This is a genomic window from Blautia sp. AM23-13AC (assembly GCF_003435675.1).
Taxonomy (GTDB): Bacteria; Bacillota; Clostridia; order Lachnospirales; family Lachnospiraceae; genus Fusicatenibacter; species Fusicatenibacter saccharivorans.
Genome location: NZ_QTUL01000002.1, coordinates 1 through 26,196, shown reverse-complemented (window position 1 = coordinate 26,196; position 26,196 = coordinate 1). Strand labels below are relative to the sequence as shown.

Sequence of the window (26,196 nt, the reverse complement as noted above, 5' to 3'; positions counted from 1 at the left end):
AAAAATGAATACAGAATTAATGGAGGCCCTTGAAGTTCTTGAGAAAGAGAAGAATATCAGCAAAGATACCCTGCTTGAGGCAATTGAGCAGTCGCTGATCCAGGCCTGTAAAAACCATTTTGGCAAAGCAGATAATGTAAAGGTAAGCATTAACGCCCAGACTGGTGATTTCAAAGTCGTAGCAGAGAAAACCGTTGTTGATCTGGTACAGGATCCGATCATGGAGATCGCCCTTTCCGATGCAAAACGTGCAGACTCCCGCTATGAACTCGGCGATATCGTTCCGGTAGAAATCAAATCCAAAGAGTTCGGCCGTATTGCAACCCAGAATGCCAAAAACGTCATTCTTCAGAAGATCCGTGAGGAAGAGCGTAAAGTTCTGTTTGATCAGTACTTCGAGAAAGAGCACGATGTGGTTACCGGTGTGGTACAGCGCTATGTGGGACGCAACGTCAGCATCAACCTCGGTAAAGTAGACGCTCTGCTGACCGAGAACGAGCAGGTCAAAGGCGAGAAATTTGAGCCGACCCAGCGTGTGAAAGTATACGTTCTGGAAGTAAAGAATACAACCAAGGGACCGAAGGTTATGGTATCCCGTACCCATCCGGAACTCGTAAAACGTCTCTTTGAGTCTGAGGTTTCCGAGGTTGCGGAAGGCATCGTAGAGATCAAGAGCATTGCCCGTGAGGCGGGAAGCCGTACGAAAATGGCAGTATGGTCCAACGATCCGAATGTCGATGCAGTCGGCGCATGCGTCGGTATGAACGGAAGCCGTGTCAACGCGGTTGTCAACGAGCTGAACGGCGAGAAGATCGACATCATCACATGGGATGAGAACCCGGCACTCCTGATCGAGAACGCACTGAGCCCGGCAAAAGTTATCTCCGTTATGGCAGACCCGGAGGAGAAGACCGCAAAAGTAATCGTTCCGGATTACCAGCTTTCCCTTGCCATCGGTAAAGAGGGACAGAACGCAAGACTTGCCGCACGTCTGACCGGATTCAAGATCGACATTAAGAGCGAGACCCAGGCACGCGAGGCAGGAGACTTCGACTACGTAGAAGAGGAATACGAGGAAGAGGACAATTACGATGAGTCCGCAGCAGAGGAGGAAACCATCTCTGCAGAAGAAAACTTCGACGAGAATGATGTAGAAACAGCAGAGAAAGCCGGAGACGAAGAGTAATTAAAATAAAAACAAAGGCGGGATGAGCATTTGAGTACAGTTCGTAAAGTGCCGCTGCGTAAATGCATTGGCTGCAATGAAATGAAAAACAAAAAAGAAATGATCCGCGTGGTGAAAACCACCGAAGGAACGATTGTTCCGGACACAACCGGAAGAATGAACGGACGCGGTGCTTATGTCTGCTCTCTGGAATGTCTGGGGAAAGCAATGAAAAACAAAGGACTTTCCCGTTCTCTGAAGGCAGAAATTCCATCAGAGGTTTATGAGCAGTTAAAGGAGGCATTTGCGAAGATTGAACAGTCAAAGTAAAGGATTATCCATGCTGGGCCTTGCCATGAAGGCGGGTAAGGTATCGAGCGGCGAATTTGCGACCGAGCAGGCCGTAAAGAGCGGCAGCGCATACCTTGTCATTCTGGCGGAAACGGCGTCGGCCAATACACAGAAGAAATTTCGCAATATGTGTGCATACTATAAAGTGCCATGCATTCTTTTTGGGGACAAAGAGCAGCTTGGAAGAGCCATCGGAAGAGAATACCGTTCTTCCCTTGCCGTATGTGAAGCGCATTTTGCAGAAAAAATAGCAGCATTGTTGGCAGAAGCGTAAGGCGTAAGGCCGGAAAGGTCGGTGGATGGATGCAGGAAACACGAAAACCGCAGAAAGAGGAGAAAAGATCATTGGAAAAGAAAGATACAGAAAATATGGAAATGAAGAAACCGGAAGAGCAGGCAAAACCGAAGAAAAAGAAAATTATTTCCGTTGTGCGTCCGCAGAACGCAACAAGTAAAGAAGCAAAAGAGTTCACAAAGAACCAGGGACAGAAAAAAGACCGTCCGTCCCGCGGAAACGGCCGTCCGGAAGGAAACCGCAATGGAAACGGAAGAAGCGAGGACCGTCCGAACCGTGGAAACGGAAACGGCGGAAATGGAGATCGTCCGAACCGCAATGGAGACCGTCCGCAGGGAGAGCGCCGTTTCAACAATAACGGAGACCGTCCGAACCGCAATGGAGACCGTCCGCAGGGAGAGCGCCGCTTCAACAATAACGGAGACCGCCCGAACCGCAGCGGAGACCGTCCGCAGGGAGAACGCCGCTTCGGCGGAAACAATGGAGACCGCCCGAACCGCAGCGGAGACCGTCCGGGAGGAGACCGCAATAACGGCGGAAGAAGCGGAAACGGTGAGAGAAGCGGAAGACCATTCGGTGAGCGTTCCGCACGTCCAAACGGAGGCAGACCGGGAAATAATGGCGGAAGACCGTTCGCAGGAAAGGATGATGATTCCCAGAATCAGAACCGCCGTCCGGGAGGAGACCGCCGCAGAACCGAGCATAAGAGCTCTGCAGGCGATACAATGAGCCTTGGCATCAAGAAGCCAGGCCGTGATACAGGAAGAAAAGAAAAAGACAAAAACAAAGATTCTTTAAGAGAAAATAAATTCAGTGAAGACAGAGGAAGAGGCGGAAACCGTCCGAACCAGGGACATCATCAGCAGTCCAGACTCCCGAAAGCGCTCCAGAAACCGGTCAACAAACCGAAACAGGAAGCTCCGAAGGATGAGGTAAAGGAGATTACCCTGCCGGAGAAAATGACTATCCGCGAGCTGGCTGAGAAGATGAAAATGCAGCCGGCAGTCATCGTAAAGAAACTGTTCATGGAAGGAACGATGGTTACCGTAAACCATGAGATCGATTTCGAAAAAGCACAGGAAATCGCGCTTGATTATAACATCATCGCTGAGCCGGAAGAGAAAGTCGATGTGATCGAAGAGCTCTTAAAAGAGGACGAAGAGGATGAAAAAGACATGGTTCCGCGTCCGCCGGTAGTCTGCGTTATGGGACACGTTGACCACGGTAAAACATCTCTTCTGGACTGCATCCGGAACACCCATGTCACCGACCGCGAGGCTGGCGGTATTACCCAGCACATCGGTGCATACACCGTTTCGATCAACAAACAGAAGATTACGTTCCTCGATACCCCGGGACATGAGGCATTCACTGCTATGCGTATGCGTGGAGCCAATGCAACGGATATCGCCATTCTCGTTGTCGCAGCAGACGACGGTGTGATGCCGCAGACCGTTGAGGCAATCAACCATGCAAAAGCAGCCGGCGTTGAGATCATCGTTGCGATCAATAAGATCGATAAACCAGGCGCAAACGTAGAGCGTGTAAAACAGGAGCTCTCCGAGTACGAACTGATTCCGGAGGACTGGGGCGGAAGCACCGTATTTGTTCCGGTATCTGCAAAGAACAACGAAGGTATCGACGATCTGCTGGAAATGATCCTTCTGACTTCCGAAGTGCTCGAGCTGAAAGCAAACCCGAACCGGAAAGCAAGAGGTCTTGTCATCGAGGCTGAGCTGGATAAAGGAAAAGGACCGGTTGCTACCATTCTGGTACAGAAAGGTACCCTGCATGTCGGCGATTACATCGCAGCAGGCGCATGCTCCGGTAAAGTCCGTGCGATGATGGATGATAAGGGACGCCGCGTCAAAGAGGCAGGCCCGTCTACTCCGGTTGAGATCCTCGGACTTTCCGATGTTCCGAACGCAGGAGAGATCCTCGTTCAGACCGATAACGATAAAGAAGCAAAGAACTTCGCAGCAACCTTCGTGGCAGAGAACAAGAAGAACCTGCTTGAGGAGACAAAAGCGAAGATGTCCCTGGATGATCTGTTCAACCAGATTCAGGAGGGTAACTTAAAAGAACTGGCACTCGTTGTCAAAGCCGATGTACAGGGATCTGTCGAGGCAGTAAAACAGAGTCTTGTCAAACTCTCCAACGAGGAAGTTGCCGTACGCGTCATCCACGGAGGTGTCGGTGCGATCAACGAGTCCGACGTTATGCTGGCAACCGCATCTTCCGCCATCATTATCGGATTTAACGTACGCCCGGATGCGAACGCAAAATCCATGGCAGAGCAGAACGGCGTAGACATCCGTCTGTACCGTGTCATCTACCAGGCAATTGAGGATGTTGAGGCAGCCATGAAGGGTATGCTTGAGCCGGTTTACGAAGAGAAAGTTATCGGCCATGCCGAGGTACGTCAGCTCTTCAAGGCATCCGGTGTCGGAACGATCGCCGGAAGCTATGTACTGGACGGAACGTTCCAGAGAGGCTGCAAAGTTCGAATCAGCCGCGAAGGAAACCAGATCTTCGAAGGAAATCTGGCATCCCTCAAACGTTTCAAAGACGATGTCAAAGAAGTGCGCTCCGGCTATGAGTGCGGTCTTGTATTTGAAGGATTCAACGATCTTCAGGAGTTCGATCAGGTCGAGGCTTATATCATGGTAGAAGTGCCGAGATAGAAATGAGGAATTAAGTTGAGAAAAAACAGTATTAAAAACACCAGGATCAACGGGGAAGTACAGAAAGAGCTTTCCAACATCATCCGGAACGAGATCAAGGATCCGCGCATCGGAATGATGACCTCTGTCACAGCGGCAGAGGTAGCGCCGGATCTGAAGACGTGTAAAGTATATATCAGTGTGTTTGGCGATGATGAGGCGAAGAAAGAAACCATCCGCGGCTTAAAGAGCGCGGAGGGCTTCATCCGCCGTATGCTGGCCAAGACCATTAACCTCCGCAATACACCGGAGCTGACCTTTGTCCTGGATGAGTCGATTGAATATGGCGTTACGATGTCGAAACTGATTGATGAAGTAACACACAAAGAAGACAAAAAGGATGAGGAAAATGAAGAAAATTGATGAAATTCTAAACGGAGTCTCCTGCATGGCCATCGCCGGACACGTTCGTCCGGACGGTGACTGCATCGGTTCCTGCCTGGGATTATACCAGTATCTTCGCGACAATCGGCCGGAGATTCAGGCAGATGTCTATCTTGAGGATCCACGGCCGGAATTTTCCTATCTTCCGGGCTTTTCTGAGGTAAAGACAAGCTGTGAAGAGAAAGCGTACGACCTTGTGGTCCTTCTGGATGTATCCAGCGAGGACCGCATCGGCGTTGCCGCACCGCTTCTTGCAAAAGCGGGAAAGACGATCTGCATCGATCACCATGTGACGAATACAGAATATTGCGAAATCAATCACGTAGAGCCGGATGCAAGCTCTGCCTGCGAGGTGCTGTTCGGACTGCTGGAGGAAGAAAAGATCTCCGAGCCGTGCGCCGAGGCGCTGTACACCGGTATTGTGACCGATTCCGGCGTATTCCAGTACAGCAGCACCTCTCCGCACACGATGCGGGTTGCGGCCGCTCTGATGGAAAAGGGAGTTCCGTTTACCAGAATCATCGAGGATGCATTCTTCAAGAAAACATACGTACAGAACCAGATTATGGGACGCACGCTGACAGAGAGCATCATGCTTCTCGACAAGCAGTGTATTGTCGGTATCGTGCGGAAGAAGGTCATGGACTTCTATGGCCTGACATCGGGAGATATGGACGGCATTGTCATCCAGTTAAAAAATACAGAAGGCGTTCACGTAGCGATTTTTCTGTATGAGCTGGAGCCGCAGGTCTTCAAAGTAAGCCTCCGCTCCGACGAGCTGGTTGATGTGAGCAAAATCGCAGCCGTATTCGGCGGCGGCGGCCATATCCGTGCGGCTGGCTGCACGATGTCAGGTTCTCCGTATGATGTAATCAACAATCTGACTCTGTATATCGAAAAACAGCTTCTTGCAGAAGAGGAAGAAGAGACGACAGAGGAAGAAGCATAAACAGGAAACAGCCGGGCGCAGAAAATATATCCACGCCCGGTTTTCTTGTGAAAAAGAGGGAGACAAAACAACATGATAAACGGAGTTCTGAACGTATGGAAAGAGGCGGGATTTACGTCGCATGACGTGGTTGCGAAGCTGCGCGGCATCCTGCACCAGAAAAAAATCGGCCACACCGGAACCCTAGACCCGGATGCGACGGGCGTGCTTCCGGTCTGCCTTGGAAAGGGAACGCGTCTCTGCGATATGCTGACCGATGAAACGAAGACGTATGAAGCGCTGCTTCACCTTGGAATCGCAACGGATACGCAGGACATGAGCGGAACCGTGACAGCAGAAGCGCCAGTGACCGTGACGGAAGAAGAGGTGCGGGACTGCATCGCCTCGTTTGTCGGGGAGCAGCAGCAGGTGCCGCCGATGTATTCCGCGCTGAAGGTTAATGGAAAGAAACTCTACGAGCTGGCGCGGGAAGGCATCGAGATCGAGAGGAAGGCCCGCACGGTGCACTTTTACGAGATCAGCATTCTGGAAGTGAAGCTTCCGCTGGTGCGCATGGAGGTAACGTGTTCGAAGGGAACGTATATCCGCACCCTGTGCCACGATATCGGCGAAAAACTGGGCTGCCACGGATGTATGGAGCAGCTGATCCGCACGAGAGTCGGCCAGTTTGACCGAAACGGAGCGCACACGCTTGACGAGATCGCAGCGATTGTCGGTGAGGGCCGCCTTTCGGAGATCCTCGTGCCGGTCGATGAAATGTTTGCCGCGCTGCGCAGCTTTGCGACAGCGGACGATCATGCGAAAAAGCTTGCGGAAAACGGAAATCCGCTGAAACCGGCGCAGATCCGCGAAATCGGGGAAACTGCTTCCGGCGGGGACTTCGCAGAAGACGAGGAGTTCCGCCTTTATCTCGATGGCGGAACGTTTGTCGGTATTTATCAATACAGACCATCACAAAACTTAACCAGACCGGTCAAGTTATTTCTGGAGAGAACATGAGATATCTAACAAAAACACTGGATTTTGATAGCAGAGGGGACAGCGTTGTAACCCTGGGAAAATTTGACGGCCTCCACCGGGGGCATATGCTTCTGATCCGTCGTGTCCTTGCAATCGGCAGAACGGAAGGACTGGAAACGGTTGTGTTTACGTTTGACGTGCCGCCGCAGTCGAAAGTGCAGCATGTCAAGCCGCATCAGCTGCTGACGAATGAGGAGAGAAGAGCCCGGCTCGAACAGCTTGGCATGGACTGCCTTGTGGAATGCCCGTTTGTGGATGAAGTGATGCACATGACGCCGGAAGCCTTTATCAAAGAGATTCTGGTGGATAAGCTGCACGCGAAAAAAGTTGTTGTGGGAAAGGATTTCGGTTTTGGCTACAAGAGAAGCGGCACAGCCGAAATGCTGAAAGAAATGGGCCCGTCCCTTGGTTTTGAAACCGAGATCATCGAAAAAGCAGAGGAAAACGGCCGCGAGATCAGCAGCACCTGGGCACGGGAAGAGCTGGAACAGGGCAATATGGAAGCCGTGAGCGGTCTGCTCGGCTACGATTACGCGGTTCACGGCGAGATTGTCCACGGTCATGCACTCGGCAGAACGATCGGCGTGCCGACCATCAATCAGATCCCGCCGGCAGAAAAGCTGCTTCCGCCGTTCGGCGTCTACGTTTCCGAGGTGAAAATCGAAGGAAAAATTTATTACGGTATCACAAACATCGGTGTTAAGCCGACGGTACAGGAAAAATTTACCGGCGTGGAGACGAATCTTTTTGACTGCAGCGAGGATCTCTATGGAAAACAGGCGGAGGTTTCTCTGTTAAAATTCCTGCGCCCGGAGCAGAAATTTGCTTCGATCGACGCGCTAAAAAACCAGCTCGATCATGATGTTGCGGCAGGAAAAAAATATGTAGAAAAAAAGTTCGCTCAGCAGTGAAACACTCGCTGTTTCGCTGCGTAAGAAAGTGATTCAGGTGTGGGCAGCTCTCCTTTTGCGAAGCAAAACTTAAAATGAGAGCTGCGAAAGTTACAGTTCGGAGAACTGTAACTACGTGAAAATTCATCGCGAAAACATCTGATTTTAGTATTTACAATTCGAAAAGCGTATGCTATACTAATCGAGTATGCGGGACAAAAAAGATCCCCGGACCCTGATTCAGAGGCAGGACACTCCGACCACTTCTTAGTCAGCGGTGCAATCAAAATAACAGGAGGAATTTAAAATGATTTCGAAAGAAAAAAAACAGGCAATCATCAAAGAGTATGCAAGAACTGAGGGAGATACAGGATCACCGGAAGTACAGGTAGCTGTTCTTACCGCAAGAATCGAGGAGCTCACTGAGCATCTGAAAGTTCACCACAAAGATCATCACTCCAGAAGAGGTCTTCTGAAAATGGTTGGTCAGAGACGTGGTCTGCTTGACTACTTAAAGAAAACTGATATTGAAAGATACCGTGCTTTAATCGAGAAGTTAGGAATCAGAAAATAATCAGCTTGGAACAACGGGCGGGATACATTTTCCGCCCGTTTCTTTGCTTGTAAGATCAAAGACAGCAAACGACATGGAGCCATTCTGGGCGCAGGAATTTTATCCGAGACCACTGAAAAACACATTGAAAGCTGCATCTTGTCCGTATTCCGGTGTGCTTTTCAGTTGTTTCGGAAATTCTGCTCAGAAGAAAAAAAGGAGATTATTTATGTACAAGAGTTTTTCTATGGAACTGGCAGGCAGAACCCTGACCGTAGACGTAGGCCGTGTAGCAAAACAGGCAAACGGCGCAGCATTTATGCATTATGGCGATACTGTAGTTCTTTCTACAGCAACCGCATCTGAGAAACCGCGTGATGGCATCGACTTCTTCCCATTAAGCGTTGAGTACGAAGAGAAGATGTACGCCGTTGGAAAAATCCCGGGCGGATTCAACAAAAGAGAAGGAAAAGCAAGCGAGCACGCAATTCTGACCAGCCGTGTCATTGACCGTCCGATGCGTCCGCTGTTCCCAAAAGATTACCGCAACGATGTTACCTTAAACAACATGGTAATGTCCGTAGATCCGGAGTGTGATCCGGAAGTAGTCGCAATGCTGGGTTCCGCAATCGCAACCTGCATTTCCGACATCCCGTTTGACGGTCCGTGTGCCATGACTCAGATCGGTATGATCGACGGCGAGTTCATCGTAAACCCGACTCTCGCACAGAAAGCAGTATCCGACCTGAAACTGACCGTAGCTTCCACCAGAGAGAAAGTCATCATGATCGAAGCCGGAGCAAAAGAGATTCCGGAAGCAAAAATGATCGACGCCATCTACAAAGCACACGAAGTAAACCAGGAAATCATCAAATTCATCGACAGCATCGTAGCAGAGGTTGGAAAACCGAAACACGCTTATGAGAGCTGCGCTATTCCGGAAGAGCTGTTTGCAGCGATCAAAGAGATCGTTCCTCCGGCAGAGATGGAAGAGGCTGTTTTCAGCGATGACAAACAGACAAGAGAAGAAAACATCCGCGTCATCACCGAGAAACTCGAGGAGGCATTTGCCGACAACGAAGAGTGGCTGGCAGTATTAGGCGAGGCTGTTTACCAGTATCAGAAAAAGACCGTTCGTAAGATGATCTTAAAAGACCACAAACGTCCGGACGGCCGTGCGATCACAGAAATCCGTCCTCTGGCAGCAGAGGTTGACATTATCCCGCGTGTTCATGGTTCCGCTATGTTCACCCGTGGACAGACTCAGATCTGCAACGTAACAACACTGGCTCCGCTTTCCGAAGCACAGAAACTGGACGGACTGGATGAGTTCGAGACCTCCAAACGTTATATGCATCAGTACAACTTCCCGTCCTACTCTGTAGGTGAGACAAAACCGTCCCGCGGACCGGGACGCCGTGAGATCGGCCATGGTGCTCTGGCAGAACGTGCCCTGGTTCCGGTACTTCCGACCGAGGAAGAGTTCCCGTACGCAATCCGTACCGTATCCGAGACCTTCGAGTCTAACGGTTCTACTTCCCAGGCAAGTATCTGTGCATCCACCATGTCTCTGATGGCTGCCGGTGTACCGATCAAAAAACCGGTTGCAGGTATCTCCTGCGGTCTGGTAACAGGCGAGACCGATGATGATTACCTCGTACTGACCGATATCCAGGGTCTCGAAGACTTCTTCGGCGACATGGACTTTAAGGTAGCTGGTACCCACGACGGAATCACTGCAATCCAGATGGATATCAAGATCCATGGACTGACCCGTCAGATCGTAGAAGAGGCGATTGCCAGAACGAAACAGGCAAGAGAGTACATCCTGACCGAGGTTATGGAGAAAACGATCGCAGAGCCGCGTAAGACGGTCGGCGAGTTCGCTCCGAAGATCATCCAGATGATGATCGACCCGCAGAAGATCGGTGAAGTTGTCGGCCAGAGAGGAAAGACCATCAACGCCATCATCGATGAGACCGGCGTAAAGATCGACATCACAGACGACGGTGCAGTTTCCATCTGCGGAACCGAGCAGGCTATGATGGATCAGGCAAAGAAATATATCGAGATCATCGCAAGCGACTTTACCGAGGGACAGATCCTGACCGGAAAAGTTGTCAGCATCAAAGACTTCGGTGCTTTCCTTGAGTTCGCACCTGGAAAAGAAGGTCTGGTACACATCTCAAAGCTCGCCAAACAGCGTGTTGAGAAAGTAGAAGACGTTGTCAGCCTTGGCGATGTTGTAAAAGTAGTCTGCATGGGCAAAGATAAGATGGGCCGTGTAAGCTTCAGTATCAAGGATGTTCCGGCAGACGCGAAATAAATAGATCTGCCAGACGATAAAGAGCGGGGAACACAGAAAAAGGGATCTGCAAAACGGTTCGTTTTTCTGTGTTTTCTTATGTCCAATAGGAGTGAAAGCTATGAGATACCATAATATAACGAAAGACGATATGCTGAACGGAGACGGCCTGCGCGTCGTGCTCTGGGTCGCCGGATGCGGTCATCACTGCAAGGGATGTCAGAATCCGATTACCTGGGATCCAAATGGCGGCATCCCGTTTGATGACGCGGCAAAGGCAGAAATTTTTGAACAGCTGGACAAGGACTACATTTCCGGCATCACCTTTTCCGGCGGAGATCCGCTGTATGAGGCAAACCGGGCGGATGTGACGGCTCTGGCAAAAGAGATCAAGGAAAGATATCCGAAAAAAGATATCTGGGTTTACACCGGATATGAGTGGGAATCCGTCTGTGATCTGGAACTGATGGATTACACGGACGTGGTTGTGGACGGCCGCTTTATTCTTGCCCAGAGGGACGTTACCTTGGAATGGAAGGGCAGCCCGAATCAGAGAGTCATTGATGTGAAAAAGACGAGAGCACGCGGCGAAGTCGTACTGTTCGGCGAGAAATAGACACAAAAAGAAAAGGAGACGCTTTATGGAAACCATTAAAATTCAGTATTTAAACGATGAAATTGAGCGCCTGCGCTATATCGACGGAAAGTCCGACTGGATCGATCTGCGCGCAGCAGAGGAAGTGGAGTTAAAGGCCGGAGAATTTAAGCTGATTCACCTCGGCGTTGCGATGCAGCTGCCGGAAGGCTATGAGGCGCATATTGTGCCGAGAAGCAGCACCTTCAAGAACTTCGGTATTATCCAGACGAACCACTGCGGTATCATCGATGAGAGCTACTGCGGACCGAACGACTGGTTCTACATGCCGGCGTATGCCCTGCGCGACACCGTGATTCATGTGAATGACCGCATCTGCCAGTTCCGCATCGAGAAACACCAGCCGACCATCGGCTTTGAAGAAGTTGACCACTTAAACGGCGAGGACCGCGGCGGAATTGGAAGTACAGGAAAAAGATAACAACAGACGAAATAAAAAGAGCCTCCGGGTGTCAGAAAATCTGACATTTCCGGGGGCTTTTTGTTGCGGGCACACCAAACATGTACATGGTATATCAAGCACGATCCGGATCCGGCGAATCTGGTTTATGTTTTAAATGCTATTGTTTCATCTGTACCGTATTGTTTGTGATTTTGAATTTTTTGAAACTGTTGATAAAACTTGAAATCCTGCTATATCCATACTGCTTCACATCGAAGCCCGGGAAACGGTTCCGCAGGGCATCGTGAATAATGCTGAGGTTGTCGATATGGCCTCCGTTGGAGCAGATCAGATCCGTGATACATTTTTCAATCTGCTGGCGCGATACGGTGTTCTGGCGTTCCTTTACGAGGTAATTATGACCGGTTTTCAGCACTTCGATATCGTTCATGCTTTCTAGAAACGTGGAAAGTTTGGAATAACCGTAATTTCGAACGTCAAACTCTGAGAATTTCTTCTGCAGGATACTGCCGATCTCACTAAGTGTCGTATTTTTTCCGTGATCATTGTTCTCTGTCAGTACACGGGAAACCGTCCGCTCGATTTCTGCCTTGCTTGTAATGGAAGGGGGTTCGTCCTGAGAAGTGCCGTAGCGCGCCGGATTTTCCGAGACAGCGGTAATCGCAGGGGAGATATCGTCCTCGTTCTGGGAAATGATTTCGAGAATTTTAAAGGCATCGCACGCAACGCGGAAGGAAGAAGGGGTTTTCTGCTCGCCCATGCCGAGCACAAACATGCCGGATTCACGCAGACGCTGCGCCAGCTTGGTAAAATCAGAGTCCGAAGAAACCAGGCAGAAGCCCTCCACATTTCCGGAGTAGAGGATGTCCATGGCATCGATGATCATTGCGGAGTCGGTTGAGTTCTTTCCGTTCGTATTGCTATACTGCTGGATCGGGTTGATTGAGTAGCGTAAGAGCTGCTCCTTCCAGCTTTTCTTCGAGATATCGGTCCAGTCCCCGTAGATTCTCTTGTAAGTAGCGACGCCCTGGTCCGAAACCTCGTCCAGGATATATTTGATGTATTTCGGGGAAACATTGTCCGCATCGATCAATACGGCAAACCGGCTGTCTTTCTGTTCCATAGATTCTGTCCTTTCTGCGGCTTGAATAGTTACGAAAATAGATACCTCTAGTTTAGTACATTTCAGCCCACAAATCAACTGGGAGTTTAACCGAATCAAGTAAGTCCCCTACTTCCATTGCGAATATCTGCTTGACAATGACAAAAAAACTTGTCAAAACTATTGACAAATAAAGTTGTCAATAGTAGAGTAGTAGATGACAAGAAAAGTTGTCAAATAGAGAGCTCATCTAAAAATAAAGTGAAAGGAGATACTGCGATGCCGCTGTACAATCAGTTAAAAGAGTACCGTTCGAAGCTTGGCATCAACCAAACCGACCTTGGAAAAATGGCGGGAGTATCGAGACAGACCATCAGCCTGATTGAGCGGGGAGACTATTCACCGTCGGTGACACTGGCATTAAAACTTGCAAAAATCTGTGAAGTAAAAGTAGAAGATATTTTTCAATATGAGGAGGATGAACCATGAAAGAAAAACAGGGGAACAAACCAAATTCCTACGGAAAGCTGACGAAGCGGATGCTGATTTATCTGGGAATCGGCGGAGTCTGCGGTTTTTTTGTCGGAATTTTTATGACGTTCGGTGTGAAAAATGGCATGAGTGATCTGAGCGATCTGGTCCGCCCGCTGGCACTGCCGATCATTGCGGTAATTTTCGTTGTAAGCATTGTCCTGATGGAATTTTACAGCCGGAAATTAAAGGATACGATGAAGCATCTCGAAGAAGCAGAGGATGAACAGTACGAAGTCTTAAGCTATGAAGAAGAGAAATACGGCGCGATGCTGATGAACTGCAATGTGATTTCGCAGGTCTGCGATATCATCGTGCTGACATTTACCTTTTCCCGTTCTTGGCTGGAAGAAGCATCGGGAAAAGAGCTCGCCGGATTCCTGGCAACCTGTGCTCTGTTTTGTATCAACTTCTTTCTCTATGGCTATTATCAGATGCGTTATGTAAAAATGGTTCAGGCAGCTCACCCGGAGAAGAGAGGCGATATGAACTCAAAAAACTTCCAGAAAGACTGGATGGCAAGTTGCGATGAGGCAGAAAAAGAGATGGTATATCAGAGTGCCTATAAGGCCTATATGGCGCTGGGCAAGATGATTCAGATCCTGCTGTGTGCGACGATGATCCTGCATCTGGTGTTCCATACCGGTATTCTCGCAGTCATTGTCGTGGGCGTCATTTATCTGACGATGACACTCACATATCATCGTTCCTGTGTAAGTCTGCAGAAAGCAAAACTGAATCTGTAATCCTGTAAATACAAAAAACTGCGTGGAATGCATTTCAGAATCGTGCATTCCGCGCAGTTTTGCGTTTGGTATGAAAAATGTCAGCTGATCGGAGCCGTCGGTATCTTTGAATTATACTTTTTGTCGATATCCTTCATGACAAACAGATACGAAACACCGGTAAAGACAGCTGCCGTCACCCAGGCTGCCGGGTCACAGAAGCAGGCGAGCGGATAGCTGATGACTTTTATGGCAATCACAGCTACAATAAGGCGCGCAAAGAGTTCAGAAACACCGCCCATCATAGGTAGAAAGCCGTAGCCGCAACCCTGCATTGCATTTCGGAAAATAAAGATGGTGCAGAGCGGTACATAAAAAAGAGCACACATATAGGAATAAGTCTTTGCCCATGGCATCATGGCGGCCATATCGACATCACCCGAGAAGAAGAGGGAAAGACATGGCTTCAGAAGAAGGAAGACGAGAACAGCGGCTGCGATCGAATATGTGATGGAAGTCAGAAGTGCAGCGCGAACTCCCTTTTTAATCCGTGGAATATCGCCCTTTCCGAAATTTTGCCCGCTGTAGGTTGCCATCGTCTGTCCCATTGCGGAAAAGCCCTGTGTGACCAGATTCTGCAGCTTACAGGCCGCCGTGAAAGCGGCAACTGCCTCCGAGCCGAACAGGTTAATGGCAGCCTGCATAATCATTGTGCCGGATGCGGTGATGGCAAACTGGAGTGCCATCGGAATGCCCATCGAGAGCTGATGGCGGGAATCTGCCGCATGAAGCTTCCAGTGGTGTTTTTCCGGCCACATATCCGGCATGGAGCGATAAATATAAAAAAGACAGAGCACAGCAGAAATTCCCTGGGAGAAAACGGTTGCATATCCGGCTCCCGCAACGCCCATTTTAAAACGAATGATGAGAAGCAGATCCAGAAGAACATTTAATACAGCCGAAAAAATCAGGAACATCAGCGGAGTCTGGCTGTTTCCTACTGCACGCAGATAGGAGGAAAGCAGATTGTAAAAAATCGTAGCGATCAGGCCACCGCAGATAATCATAATATAGGAATAAGCGTCCTGAAAAATATTTTCCGGTGTGTTCATGAGATGCAGCAGCGGCCGCATGGAGATCATGCTGAAGAACGTCAGGACAACCGTGAAAAGGAGAGCCAGTAGAATGCCGTTTGCCACACTTCGCTTTACTCCGCGCGTATCCTTTGCACCGAACCGTTGCGATGTCAGAACCGTAAAGCCTGCTGTGATGCCCTGCGCAAATCCAAGCACCAGGAACATAATCGTTCCCGTAGAACCAACTGCAGCCAGTGCATCCGCTCCGACATATCGGCCAACGATAATCGTGTCTGCCATGTTGTAGAGCTGCTGGAAAATGTTTCCGATAATCAGCGGCAGCGTAAACTGCAGAATGACCGGAAGCGGACTTCCCTTTGTCATGTCTTTTTCCATGAGAAAACCTCCTCGAAATGATGGTAAAATAAGTTTTATCTTCGCTTAAAACGAAAGTTATTTTATCACATTCTGAAGAGGTTGTCATATCCTTATTTTGACATTTTTTCTGCGAAATTTGACGAAGGGAAAAGTGAACGACTTGAATAGACAGTTATAAAAATTTGTCATATGCAGACTTTATTTTTTCCGCCATTTGCTGCAGCCTTTGCGCGCGTAGACCGAAAATACGAACTGCAAGATCACCGCAGGAAAGTATAGTTGCGCCGCCGTCAATTTCCGGATCGGAGGCAAGAAATTCCCGGATTTCCTCCAGAAGGGTATCTGCGTGCTCCGATCGTGAGAGAAAGAGATTTACGTCTCGAGTCCCTGCGAGTGTGAATACGCACCGATTGGAAATAAAGCATCGTTGATCTGAAGAAGATAAAAATTAAGTTCGGACATAAAAAGTCTCCTGAAAATCATAAGATACGGAATGAGCCTGCCCGCGAAAAGAGGTCGGCCCATTCTTCCGAAGGTACGGACAAAAACCGCATCAGTGATGATGGTTGTGGATGGATGCGGAAATCCGCTGGTCAAAATCGAGCTTTTTCACCTCTTTTTCTTCACCGGGCTCAAAACGGACCGAAGTTCCGGAGGGAAGAATCACCGGACTCATCGGAAAAAACGGAGCAGGAAAGAGCACGGCGATCCGCCTGATGCTCGGCCTTGTAAAAGCGGAAAGCGGAACGATCGAACTCTTTGGAAAACCGATCACAGAGATCACACTGCAGGACCGGCAGAAAATCGGTGTATCGCTGGCAGAGTCGGGCTTCAACGGGCAGTTTACGATCGCGGAGCTGCTTGGCACCATCACGGGAAACGTTCCTGGACAGGCGGGAATTTTTGCGGTAAGCATCGCAGTTGTGCTGATTTCGTATGGGATCAGTGTAAGATTTATGGAGAAACGGGAGATTTAGAGAAATTCAAAGACGCCGGATTTCATGTTTGTATGTGAAATCCGGCGTTTTTGACGTGAGGAAAAACAATACGGAAACTTGAAAAAACTGCCGTGATATGGTATTCTCATAGAGTCGTTGACTCGAAAATAATAGAAGAAACAAGAGGAAAAACATGAAGAAATTATTTGCACAGATTGTGAAATTCGGTATCGTCGGCGTTATCAGCTTCGGCATCGACTACGTGACCGGTCTTATTGTCCTGAATCTTGTGATGGCGCTGACTTCCAGCTCTTACTTTGAAGCGGCATCCCTCATCGGTTCCGTTGCCGGATTTACCGTATCGGTCATTGCAAATTACATTTTAAGCTTCAAATTTGTCTTTGAGCGGAAAGAAGAAATGAACAAAAAAGTCGAGTTCATCACCTTTGTCGTCCTTTCCCTGATCGGCATGCTGCTCAACAGTTTCCTGATCTGGATCGTCGTAGGCCCGATCTACGGCGGTAATGTTGCACTGCAGCAGAACATAGGCCATAACCTGATCTACACAATCGCGAAAGTATTCGCGACGGCGATTGTTATGGTATACAATTTTGTGACCAGAAAAATATTTCTGGAGAAAAAGTAATTTTGAAAAGAGTTTGAAAAAGGCAGCGCAGAAAAACGCTGCCTTTTTTGAAAAAAGAAAGGCTGGTGCGTAAAAAATGGAACATTCGATCTTACAGACAGTATTGTGGAGTTACCTGATTTGTATTAATATCATTACCATAGCAGTCTATGGAATCGACAAACGAAGTGCGGTGCGGGGAAAATGGAGAATCCGCGTTTCCACCTTGCTTGGACTTGCGGCAGCCGGCGGCTCGGTGGGAGCCTTGCTGGGCATGCACCTGTTTCATCACAAGACAAGAAAAAAGAAATTCACGATTGGAGTCCCGCTGATGCTGGCGGCGCAGATCCTTCTTCTTTTCTTTCTGGCAAAAGCAGGTCTGCTGTTTTTTGCATAGAGAGCAGCAGAATTTGAAAGAGGGTTAAAAAATGAGAGAAGAACAAACGAAGGCGACAACAGAACGCCTGATTTTTCACGTAGATGTCAACAGCGCCTTTTTATCCTGGGAGTCGGTGCGGCGGATCAAAGAGGGACTGCCGGATCTGCGGGACATTCCTGCCTGTATCGGCGGCGATCCGACGAAGCGGACAGGAATCGTTGTGGCAAAGTCGATCCCGGCGAAAAAATGCGGTGTCCAGACCGGTGAACCTGTGGCAATGGCACTGCGGAAATGTCCGAACATGGTCATTGTCCCGAGTGATTTCGACCTCTACGTCAGGTGTTCCCGTGCCTTCAAGAAAATCTGCGCCTCCTACACCCCGGTCATGGAATCCTTTTCGATCGATGAGGTATTCCTCGATATGACGGGAACTTCCCTTCTGTATCCGGACCCGATTGCGGCGGCGCACGAAATCAAGGACCGGATTTACGAGGAGCTTGGATTTACCGTCAATATTGGAATCTCCACAAATAAACTCCTGGCCAAAATGGCATCTGATTTCGAAAAACCAAACAAAGTACACACTCTGTTCCCAGAAGAAATCCCCGAAAAAATGTGGCCGCTTCCGGTACGCGAGCTGTTGTTCCTCGGAAAAGCATCCGAAAAGAAACTGATCGAGGCCGGAATCCGCACAATCGGAGACTTGGCGCATGCGCGCGAAGCGGATATTCAGACGCTGATCGGCAGGAAAAACGGCCATCAGCTCTACCAGTACGCCCGCGGCATCGATGATTCCCCTGTAAAAGCGCAGCCCGACGAGGCCAAAGGCTTCAGCGCCGAGACGACCTTCAACGAGGACATCATCTCCATCGAACAGGTGAATCCGATCCTTCTCGCCCAGTGCGACATCGTAGCCGCCCGCATGCGTCGGAAAAAGAAAAAATGCACCTCCGTTTCCGTAACGTTTCGCACTCTCGAGTTTCGAAACCGTTCACACCAGACCAAACTCCCCAATGCGACCGATGTGACAGATGAAATCTACCGCTGCGCCAAACAGCTCTTCCGCGAATCCTGGAAAGGCGAGCCCCTCCGCCTGATCGGCGTCGCCGTGACCGGTCTTACCGAAGACGATTTCGAACAGCTCTCCCTCTTCGAAGATCCCGAAAAGAAGGAGAAAAGCCGTAAACTCGATGCCGCCCTCGACGCGATCCGCCAGAAATACGGCAACGACAAAGTCACTCGCGCGAGCATCCTGAACGGCACACAGGGGATTGCGAGAAAAGCGAAGGCAGAGATGAAAAATGATGACAATATTCGGAAAAATATAAAACATTAATTGATATATTTCCGAAAATAATATAGAATAATCAGAAAGAAGAATGCCGGAAAGGAGGATACAGATGAAAAGCTGTAAAGAAATGGCAAAACAGTGGGGCGTTACAGAGCGTACCGTAACAACTTTCTGTAAAACAGGTAAAATTCCAGGTGTCGTAAAAGAAGGAAAGAGCTGGCGGATTCCAGATGGAGCAGAAAAACCTGCAGACGGCAGAGTACTGTCAGGAAAGTATGTAAAAAAAGAGGAAAAAGAAGCAAGAAAGCCACTCCCGATCGGAATATCGGATTACGTACGGGCACAGTCGGAATATTATTATGTGGACAAGACAGGAATGATCAAAGAATTTCTGGATCGAAAACCACTGGTATCACTGTTTACGCGGCCGAGACGATTTGGAAAGACGTTGAATATGGATATGCTTCGCGTTTTCTTTGAAATTTCCGATACAGATACCAGCCAGTATTTCCGGGACAAAGAAATCTGGAAATGTGGAGAAGAATACCGAGAGCATCAGGGAAAATATCCGGTTATTTTTCTGACGTTTAAAGATATAAAATTTGCGTCCTGGGAACTGACTTTTGCAAAAATTGCAGAGCTGGTACAGGAAGAGTTCGGCAGACATAAGGAATTGGGGATGAGTGAGAAACTGGAACCATACGAGAAGGATTATTTTCGGAAAATACTGGCAGGTCAGGCGAATGAAGTAGAGCTCTCCTCGTCTCTGCAGAAACTTTCCAAAATGCTTCATGAACATTATGGAAAAGCACCGATCATTATGATCGATGAATATGATGCACCGATTCAGGAAGGCTATTCGAAAAAGTTTTATGAAGAAATTGTTGGATTTATGCGGAATTTCTTTTCCGGCGCATTCAAAGACAACCGGCATCTGTCGTACGGTTTTTTAACTGGAATTCTGCGGATTGCACAGGAAAGTATATTCAGTGGTTTGAATAATCTGACGGTAAATTCCATTCTGGATGAGACATATGATAAATACTTTGGATTTACCCGTGCAGAAGTCCATAAAATGCTGCGGGATTACGGTGCTCTCGAAAAAGAAGCAGAGCTTAAAACCTGGTATGACGGATATCTTTTTGGCGCAGAAGAAATTTACAATCCCTGGTCCGTGGTCAACTATATTGCACAGGGGTGTATTCCAAAGGCATATTGGGTAAACACCGGAAAGAATGAAATTCTGGAAGAAGTTCTGAAGACAGCGACAGAGGATGTCATAGAGAAATTGTATGCATTGCTGCAGGGAGAGCGAGTGGTTGCGAGAATTGATCAAAATGTAGTGTACCGGTCACTGCTGGAAGAGCCCGCAAGTATTTATAGTCTGCTTCTGGTCGCCGGATATCTGAAGACACCCAAAAAAGAATTGCAGACAGACGGCGCTTATCTGTGCGAGGTATCTATCCCCAACCGGGAGATTGCGGCAGTTTACAAAGCCGAGATTGTATCCTATCTGCTGCAGATTGGAGCAGTAACGAGGACAACAGCAGATCAGATTGCGGAAAGTTTGTATACGAATGACGTGAAAAAGCTGCAGAGTGCGATTGCAGAATATATGGACAAGTCGATCAGTTTTTACGATGCGGGCGCAGAAGGTTTTTACCATGGACTGGTACTGGGACTGATTGCATTGCTGGATCAACAGTATAAAATCACATCCAACCGGGAATTCGGAGAGGGACGGTACGATATCAGCCTGTTCCCGCGAGAACTCCGGTATCCTGGCATTCTGATGGAACTAAAATGGAAAAAGGGGATTACAGAAGACACACTGAAAAAATTAGCGAAAGAAGCATTAAACCAGATTGAAACACAGCGATACGATACAGAAATGCGGCAGGAAGGGGTTACGGAAGTCATCAAACTTGGAATCGCCTTTTCTGGAAAAAATGTAAAAATTTGGACGGTATAAAAACAGGAGAAGACAAAACAGGGGGAAGCAAAATGAAAAAATTAACAACGGCAAAGATATGGCAGTTCGCAGCAGGCCAGTTTGGATGGGCGCTGCTGTCTGGTATCATATCGAACTGGCTGGTGTACTTTTATCAGCCGGATGAAACCGCAATCAGCCAGGGACAGACGGTATTCATACCGCAGGGGCTGGTGATTTTCGGGGTTTTTACCATCATTGGAGGGATCACAGCCTTCGGAAGAATTTTTGATGCATTCACTGATCCGATGATTGCGTCCTGGTCAGACCGGTGCACTTCAAAAAACGGACGGCGGATCCCGTTCTTAAAAGGCGCGTCCCTGCCGCTGGCACTTTCCACCGTGCTGGTGTTCTGGTCACCGGTGAATGAAAACAGCTGGATCAATGCGGCGTTCGGTGCAGCTGTATTCTGCGGCGCAGGCGGACTGATACTGATGTTTTACGATGAGAAAAAGATTAACTGCGTGATGAACGGAAAAGCATAGGTCAGTACTCAGCACGGCAGCCTTTTTTATGTGTAGAAGCTATCCGGCATAAAGGAGAAAGGATCACAGGTGATACAGACCAGATGCTGCGGCAGCTGCAGTTTCACATTATCTCGAAATCAGCTCCTCCGCATGCTTTAATGCATCCGAAATATTCGAACAGAAATTTTCTTCTCCGACAAGCTCCACAAAGCCGGATTTTTTCATCACCTTCATCGGCTGCTCATTCACATGAGAGAAGACGATGGTGATCCCTTTCGATTCGCAGAGCTTCGTCAGATTCTGGAGTGCATTCATGGCTGTACTGTCGATCGCCGGTACGCTCCGCATCCGGAGAACGAGACATTTTGTGAAATCCTTTACCACGATGTGCTCAATCGCATCCGCCGCGCCAAAGAAGAGCGGTCCTGTGATCTCGTATACACGGATTTCCAGCGGCAGCTTCTGCAGATGTTCATCCACCGCCGGGGAATCATCGTCTACATAGACCCAGCTGTCGGCGTGCGTCCGCCGTTTTTGATATTTGCCGCCGTTCTGGCAATCGCTCCCGTAGCCGGAATACCGCCGAAAAGCGCAGAAGCAATATTTCCAGCACCCTGTGCAATCAGCTCTGTATCCGAACGATGCTTGCTGTTGATCATGCCGTCCGCAACAACACAGGAGAGAAGCGACTCAATCGCCGCAAGCACCGCGATCGTAAACGCATTTGGAATCGCCGACTGAATCAGTTTCATGTCAAAAACCGGCAGATGAAGCGCCGGAAGCAAGAGCCAGTGCGATAGAAAGAGGAAGTGCAATGATCGCAACGATGATACCGGCAGTCACATCTTTGGCAAACTGCGCGCGGTCATAGGACTTCAGAGAAGTGAGTAGCATTGGTTTGAACGAATTCATTTGAAAAGCTCGCTTTCTGTATTAGATTTGTATTACTGTTAGAACAACTTTCCAAGTATAGCATAAGAGACGGGGAGCAGGAAACCCAAAAAGGAATTGTTTGTCTTTCTATACAATCATGTTATGCATGACATTGCACACAGCCGGCAGAAAAATCCGAATGGAAAATTTTTCTGTTACTTTTTTGATTTTTTCAGTGACTTTCCTCTATGATCTATGGTACACTAATCCATGCGTGTTAAAAACGAGAATAGAATATCAAATGGAGGAAATCTCAAAATATGAGCAAAAAGAAAGGCGAAGGCCTGAAATCATTCAACAGGGGATTTAACGTGCCGGATACCTACATTATCATCTTTTTTGTGGTGGTTATCGCGGCCGTCATGACTTTCCTCGTCCCGAAAGGCTATTACGAGACGGAGGATGTCACGTACCTGATGAACGGGGTAGAAAAGACCCGTACCGTCATCAAAGACGGAAGCTTCCAGTATCTGACCGATGCTGCAGGAAAACCGGTCACAGAAGGTGTTGCACTGTTCAGCGGCGACGGCGGAACCGGATTTTTCAATTATATGTATAACGGAATTATCAGCAGCTCCGCCATCGAAATCATCGCATTTCTGATGGTAGTCGGCGGCGCTTTCGGTATCATGATCCGCACCGGAGCCGTTGAAGCCGGTCTGATCGGCCTGATCCGTAAAGCAAAAGGAGCCGAAAAACTGCTGATCCCGGTCCTTTTCGTCCTGTTTTCCCTCGGCGGAGCCGTGTTCGGAATGGGAGAAGAGGCCCTTCCGTTCACCATGATCCTCTGCCCGCTGTTTGTCGCTGTCGGATACGACACCGTCATTGCCGTGCTTGTTACGTACGTGGCAACACAGATCGGCTTTGGATCTTCCTGGATGAACCCGTTTTCCGTCGGAATCGCACAGGGAATCGCCGGCGTTGACGTCTTCTCCGGCGCAGGTTTCCGTATGGTGATGTGGGTCGTATTCACCGCTCTTGGCTGCGGCATGACCATGTTCTATGCAGCAAAAGTCAAAAAGACCCCGGAAATCTCCGTTGCTTACGAAAGCGACCAGTATTTCCGTGATCAGAACGAAAAAACAGGCATCGACGAGGGCCATTCCTTCGGCATCGGCCATATCTTAGTTCTGGTAACACTGGCCGTTACCGTTGTCTGGGTCATCTGGGGCGTTATGGCAAAAGGCTATTACATGGCCGAAATCGCAACCCAGTTCTTCATCATGGGAATTGTGGCAGGTGTGATCGGTGTCATTTTCCATCTGAATGACATGAAAGTGAACGACATTGCCGTTTCCTTCAAAGACGGCGCAAAAGACCTGATCGGCGCAGCACTCGTTGTTGCGATGGCACAGGGCATCATGCAGGTGCTCGGCGGTTCTGATCCGACCACACCGACCGTTATCAACACCATTATGTACGGCATCTCACAGGCACTGGCCGGTCTTTCCGGTGCAGCCGCAGCCGTGCTGATGTATGTGTTCCAGTCGGTCTTCAACTTCTTCGTCGTATCCGGCTCCGGTCAGGCGGCGATCACCATGCCGATCATGGCACCGCTCGCGGATCTTCTCGGCGTATCCCGCCAGACATCCGTCCTTGCGTTCCAGCTCGGTGATGCCTTCACAAACCTGATCGTCCCGACCTCCGGCTGTCTGATCGGCTCCCTGGCGATTGCAAAAATCGAGTGGTCGAACTGGATCAAATTCATGTGGAAATTCTTAGGGATACTGATGATTGGAGCAGTCATTACGATTCTGATTGCGGTTGCCATTGGATTTTAAGAGGAGTGAGAGAAAATGATATTATTTCAGAACATAGACGTCTATGCGCCGGAACACCTCGGAAGAAAAGACGTTCTTACTGTGTATGATAAAATTGTCAAGATCGCAGATGCCGGCACGATAACGGCAGACGGCCTGCTCTCTGGCGCGGAGACCGTAGACGGAACCGGACTTGTCCTGACACCTGGCTTTGTTGACTGCCATGTTCACGTGCTCGGCGGAGGCGGTGAGGGCGGCTTTGCCAACCGCACCCCGGAGGCGACGATGGAAGGCCTGAACAAGTTCGGTGTGACAACCGTTGTCGGCTGCCTCGGAACTGACGGCATTGGCCGTGACATGTGCGCGCTCGTGGCAAAAACAAAAGGCCTCCGGGAGCAGGGCATGTCCGCCTGGTGCTACACCGGCAGCTATCAGGTTCCGGTGCGTACACTGACGGATGGAATTACGAAAGATATCATGATGATCGAAGAAATCATCGGAACCGGCGAAATCGCCATCTCGGACCACCGATCCTCACAGCCGACCTTCGAAGAATTCACCCGACTGGCAGCAGACACGCGCCTCGGCGGTGTTCTTTCCGGGAAAGCGGGAGTGATCAATGTCCACCTTGGCGACGGTGCAAGATGTATGGAGCTGATCGAACGCGTCATCAGCGAAACCGAAATCCCGGCCAGCCAGTTCCTCCCGACCCATGTCAACCGGAACGAGAAGCTGTTCCAGAAGGCAATTGAATACGCCGTAAAGGGCGGTGCGGTCGATTTCACCGGAAATGAAGAGATCGATTACTGGGAAACTGTCTGTGATGAAGTCCGCGTGTGCAAAGGAATCCGCCGCATGCTGGATGCAGGCGTGAATCCGAAACACATCACCATCTCATCCGACGGTCAGGGCAGTCTGCCGATCTTTAATGAGAAGGGAGAATTCCTGCGGATGGGCATGGGCCAGTCGAGCTGTTTGCTGAAAGAAGTAAAAGAATGCGTGGAGAAAGCGGGAATTCCGCTGGAAACCGCAATTTCGACGATTACGGCAAACCCGGCAGAGATCCTGTCACTGAAAGGAAAAGGCAAGGTCCGGGAAGGATATGATGCGGATCTTTGCGTACTGGATCAGGGACTAGAGATTCAGGAAGTCGTTGCACGGGGGAAGACGGTGTATCGGAAATAGCATATTGGTAATATTGGGAAAAGGTCACAGCTTTGCGGAGCTGCGGCCTTTTTTGATGGGAATGCCTGAGGAAAGAATGTTTTACAATAGTATTTTGTAAGAAGGTACGATATAATGAACATATATCTTGCGACAGGGAAGGAGAAACTGCAGTGTCGGAAATAAAACTTTTTGAGGTCGGAACGGTTGTGAAAGAGCGCACCTCTTCCACGGTAGTATTGGAGAAACAACTGCAAACAACGATAGAGCAGAACATGGAGACATTTTTCGGCGTTCGTTTTCTGAAAAGTGAATATATGATCACATCCGGAAGAATGGACAGCATCGGAATTGATGAAAATAATAGCCCAGTGATTTTTGAGTATAAGAGAAGCTCGAGCGAGAACGTAATTAATCAGGGATTATTCTATCTGGATTGGCTTCTGGATCACAAAGCGGATTTCAAACTGCTTGTGATTGAAAAATTGGGTATGGAAGTAGCAGACCAGATTGATTGGTCGGTGCCTTGTGTGATTTGTATTGCAAATGATTTTACGAAATACGACGTGCATGCAGTGAATCAGATGCAGAGGAATATCAAGTTGGTGAAATATCGGAAATATGGGGAAGATCTGTTGCTGTTTGAACATCTGAACACACCGGTGGCAAAGCCAGTAACGGAAACATCAACCATTTCAACAACAAGTAGTACATACACACAGAAAACACATTTAGAGAAGCTGTCATCAGCAAGCAGCCATTTCAAAACATTATATACGGCGCTTTGTGACTACATCGAATCGCTGGGAGACGATCTTGTTCCAAACCAATTGAAGCTGTATTTGGCCTATAAGAAAGTGCAGAACATTTTCTGCATTGAAATTTATAACAAACAGATCCTGCTCCGAATGAAACTCGACCCGGACACTGTTGAACTGGAAGAAGGATTCACAAGAGATACCCGCGGGATTGGACATTACGGAACGGGGGAGCTAGAAGTGTCAATCAAGACGGCAGAAGACTTTCAGAAGGCAAAGAAGCTGATTGATCGGGCGTATCAGGAGACGTTATAAAGCATGGTAAAAACTGGACTGTGATAGAATGAGAATGGTGTCGCAAGCCAAACTCAAAATCAAAGGAGGCG

Annotated in this window: 25 protein-coding genes and 2 pseudogenes; 23 read left to right on the top strand and 4 right to left on the bottom strand. The window is 48.9% G+C overall.

The window, feature by feature from the left end; genetic code table 11:
• Positions 1 to 4: 4 nt before the first annotated feature.
• The 12 genes from nusA to DW642_RS02575 all read left to right on the top strand — a co-directional run bounded on the left by nusA (position 5) and on the right by DW642_RS02575 (position 11,711).
• The gene (gene nusA / locus DW642_RS02630) at positions 5 to 1,186 is read left to right on the top strand and encodes a transcription termination factor NusA (RefSeq protein ID WP_117509187.1); all 1,182 of its coding nucleotides are present in this window, start codon (positions 5 to 7) and stop codon (positions 1,184 to 1,186) included.
• A gap of 30 nt (positions 1,187 to 1,216) precedes the next feature.
• Positions 1,217 to 1,495, top strand: a complete 279-nt coding sequence (rnpM, locus tag DW642_RS02625; RefSeq protein ID WP_022462929.1) for an RNase P modulator RnpM — start codon at positions 1,217 to 1,219, stop codon at positions 1,493 to 1,495.
• Positions 1,479 to 1,790: a L7Ae/L30e/S12e/Gadd45 family ribosomal protein gene (locus tag DW642_RS02620; RefSeq protein ID WP_055221524.1), complete on the top strand. Its 312-nt coding sequence runs from the start codon at positions 1,479 to 1,481 to the stop codon at positions 1,788 to 1,790. The genes rnpM and DW642_RS02620 overlap by 17 nt, the downstream gene beginning before the upstream one ends.
• 95 nt (positions 1,791 to 1,885) lie before the next feature.
• On the top strand, positions 1,886 to 4,495 hold the full coding sequence (gene infB / locus DW642_RS02615) for a translation initiation factor IF-2 (RefSeq protein WP_334291847.1): 2,610 nt from the start codon (positions 1,886 to 1,888) through the stop codon (positions 4,493 to 4,495).
• 15 nt (positions 4,496 to 4,510) lie between these two features.
• Positions 4,511 to 4,897, top strand: a complete 387-nt coding sequence (rbfA, locus tag DW642_RS02610; protein ID WP_022462931.1) for a 30S ribosome-binding factor RbfA — start codon at positions 4,511 to 4,513, stop codon at positions 4,895 to 4,897.
• Positions 4,884 to 5,867 carry a DHH family phosphoesterase gene (locus DW642_RS02605; protein ID WP_117509186.1) on the top strand — a complete coding sequence of 328 codons (984 nt, stop codon included), beginning with the start codon at positions 4,884 to 4,886 and terminating at the stop codon, positions 5,865 to 5,867. Before rbfA ends, DW642_RS02605 begins: the two co-directional genes overlap by 14 nt.
• Before the next feature lie 72 nt (positions 5,868 to 5,939).
• On the top strand, positions 5,940 to 6,866 hold the full coding sequence (truB, locus tag DW642_RS02600; protein WP_117509185.1) for a tRNA pseudouridine(55) synthase TruB: 927 nt from the start codon (positions 5,940 to 5,942) through the stop codon (positions 6,864 to 6,866).
• Entirely contained in the window at positions 6,863 to 7,798 is a 936-nt protein-coding gene (locus DW642_RS02595; protein WP_055265450.1) for a bifunctional riboflavin kinase/FAD synthetase, read from the top strand. The genes truB and DW642_RS02595 overlap by 4 nt, the downstream gene beginning before the upstream one ends.
• Before the next feature lie 286 nt (positions 7,799 to 8,084).
• A complete protein-coding gene (gene rpsO / locus DW642_RS02590) occupies positions 8,085 to 8,351 on the top strand; it encodes a 30S ribosomal protein S15 (RefSeq protein ID WP_022462935.1) in 267 nt (88 codons plus the stop codon).
• A 208-nt stretch (positions 8,352 to 8,559) separates the two neighbouring features.
• Complete coding sequence (locus tag DW642_RS02585) at positions 8,560 to 10,656, top strand: polyribonucleotide nucleotidyltransferase (protein WP_117509184.1); 2,097 nt, start codon at positions 8,560 to 8,562, stop codon at positions 10,654 to 10,656.
• A 100-nt stretch (positions 10,657 to 10,756) separates the two neighbouring features.
• Entirely contained in the window at positions 10,757 to 11,251 is a 495-nt protein-coding gene (gene nrdG, locus DW642_RS02580) for an anaerobic ribonucleoside-triphosphate reductase activating protein (RefSeq protein ID WP_055228610.1), read from the top strand.
• A gap of 25 nt (positions 11,252 to 11,276) precedes the next feature.
• Entirely contained in the window at positions 11,277 to 11,711 is a 435-nt protein-coding gene (locus DW642_RS02575) for a dUTP diphosphatase (RefSeq protein ID WP_022462938.1), read from the top strand.
• A gap of 139 nt (positions 11,712 to 11,850) precedes the next feature.
• Here DW642_RS02575 and DW642_RS02570 read toward each other — a convergent pair whose 3' ends face one another.
• Positions 11,851 to 12,816: an NYN domain-containing protein gene (locus DW642_RS02570; protein ID WP_022462939.1), complete on the bottom strand. Its 966-nt coding sequence runs from the start codon at positions 12,814 to 12,816 to the stop codon at positions 11,851 to 11,853.
• Between the two features lie 258 nt (positions 12,817 to 13,074).
• Here DW642_RS02570 and DW642_RS02565 point away from each other — a divergent pair, with 258 nt between their 5' ends.
• Both DW642_RS02565 and DW642_RS02560 read left to right on the top strand, forming a co-directional pair.
• A complete protein-coding gene (locus DW642_RS02565) occupies positions 13,075 to 13,284 on the top strand; it encodes a helix-turn-helix transcriptional regulator (protein WP_055228608.1) in 210 nt (69 codons plus the stop codon).
• Complete coding sequence (locus DW642_RS02560) at positions 13,281 to 14,072, top strand: DUF3169 family protein (protein WP_117509183.1); 792 nt, start codon at positions 13,281 to 13,283, stop codon at positions 14,070 to 14,072. Before DW642_RS02565 ends, DW642_RS02560 begins: the two co-directional genes overlap by 4 nt.
• Positions 14,073 to 14,152: 80 nt before the next feature.
• Here DW642_RS02560 and DW642_RS02555 read toward each other — a convergent pair whose 3' ends face one another.
• Positions 14,153 to 15,523, bottom strand: a complete 1,371-nt coding sequence (locus DW642_RS02555; protein WP_117509182.1) for an MATE family efflux transporter — start codon at positions 15,521 to 15,523, stop codon at positions 14,153 to 14,155.
• Positions 15,524 to 16,077: 554 nt separating this feature from the next.
• Between DW642_RS02555 and DW642_RS02540 the strand changes: the two genes are divergently transcribed.
• The 6 genes and pseudogenes from DW642_RS02540 to DW642_RS02515 form a co-directional block, all read left to right on the top strand.
• Positions 16,078 to 16,482 (top strand): ATP-binding cassette domain-containing protein, encoded by a 405-nt coding sequence (locus tag DW642_RS02540; protein WP_117509181.1) that lies wholly within the window; start codon positions 16,078 to 16,080, stop codon positions 16,480 to 16,482.
• A 154-nt stretch (positions 16,483 to 16,636) separates the two neighbouring features.
• A complete protein-coding gene (locus DW642_RS02535) occupies positions 16,637 to 17,089 on the top strand; it encodes a GtrA family protein (RefSeq protein WP_117509180.1) in 453 nt (150 codons plus the stop codon).
• Between the two features lie 76 nt (positions 17,090 to 17,165).
• Positions 17,166 to 17,465: a DUF1294 domain-containing protein gene (locus tag DW642_RS02530; protein ID WP_055228600.1), complete on the top strand. Its 300-nt coding sequence runs from the start codon at positions 17,166 to 17,168 to the stop codon at positions 17,463 to 17,465.
• Between the two features lie 31 nt (positions 17,466 to 17,496).
• Positions 17,497 to 18,783 (top strand): DNA polymerase Y family protein, encoded by a 1,287-nt coding sequence (locus tag DW642_RS02525; protein WP_117509179.1) that lies wholly within the window; start codon positions 17,497 to 17,499, stop codon positions 18,781 to 18,783.
• A 64-nt stretch (positions 18,784 to 18,847) separates the two neighbouring features.
• Positions 18,848 to 20,710: an AAA family ATPase gene (locus DW642_RS02520; RefSeq protein WP_117509178.1), complete on the top strand. Its 1,863-nt coding sequence runs from the start codon at positions 18,848 to 18,850 to the stop codon at positions 20,708 to 20,710.
• A 32-nt stretch (positions 20,711 to 20,742) separates the two neighbouring features.
• Positions 20,743 to 21,123 (top strand): annotated as a pseudogene (locus DW642_RS02515) (MFS transporter); the annotation flags it as partial.
• Between the two features lie 198 nt (positions 21,124 to 21,321).
• Here DW642_RS02515 and DW642_RS16735 read toward each other — a convergent pair.
• Together DW642_RS16735 and DW642_RS16465 are read right to left on the bottom strand one after the other, a co-directional pair.
• Positions 21,322 to 21,977 (bottom strand): annotated as a pseudogene (locus tag DW642_RS16735) (SulP family inorganic anion transporter); the annotation flags it as partial.
• The gene (locus DW642_RS16465; RefSeq protein WP_330410090.1) at positions 21,949 to 22,107 is read right to left on the bottom strand and encodes a hypothetical protein; all 159 of its coding nucleotides are present in this window, start codon (positions 22,105 to 22,107) and stop codon (positions 21,949 to 21,951) included. The gene DW642_RS16465 and the pseudogene DW642_RS16735, both read right to left, overlap by 29 nt.
• 281 nt (positions 22,108 to 22,388) lie before the next feature.
• Between DW642_RS16465 and yfcC the strand changes: the two genes are divergently transcribed.
• The 3 genes from yfcC to DW642_RS02495 all read left to right on the top strand — a co-directional run bounded on the left by yfcC (position 22,389) and on the right by DW642_RS02495 (position 26,125).
• The gene (yfcC, locus tag DW642_RS02505; RefSeq protein WP_022462924.1) at positions 22,389 to 23,909 is read left to right on the top strand and encodes a putative basic amino acid antiporter YfcC; all 1,521 of its coding nucleotides are present in this window, start codon (positions 22,389 to 22,391) and stop codon (positions 23,907 to 23,909) included.
• A 15-nt stretch (positions 23,910 to 23,924) separates the two neighbouring features.
• On the top strand, positions 23,925 to 25,073 hold the full coding sequence (gene iadA / locus DW642_RS02500; RefSeq protein ID WP_117509177.1) for a beta-aspartyl-peptidase: 1,149 nt from the start codon (positions 23,925 to 23,927) through the stop codon (positions 25,071 to 25,073).
• A gap of 152 nt (positions 25,074 to 25,225) precedes the next feature.
• The gene (locus tag DW642_RS02495; protein WP_117509176.1) at positions 25,226 to 26,125 is read left to right on the top strand and encodes an endonuclease NucS domain-containing protein; all 900 of its coding nucleotides are present in this window, start codon (positions 25,226 to 25,228) and stop codon (positions 26,123 to 26,125) included.
• The last annotated feature ends 71 nt before the right edge of the window (positions 26,126 to 26,196 follow it).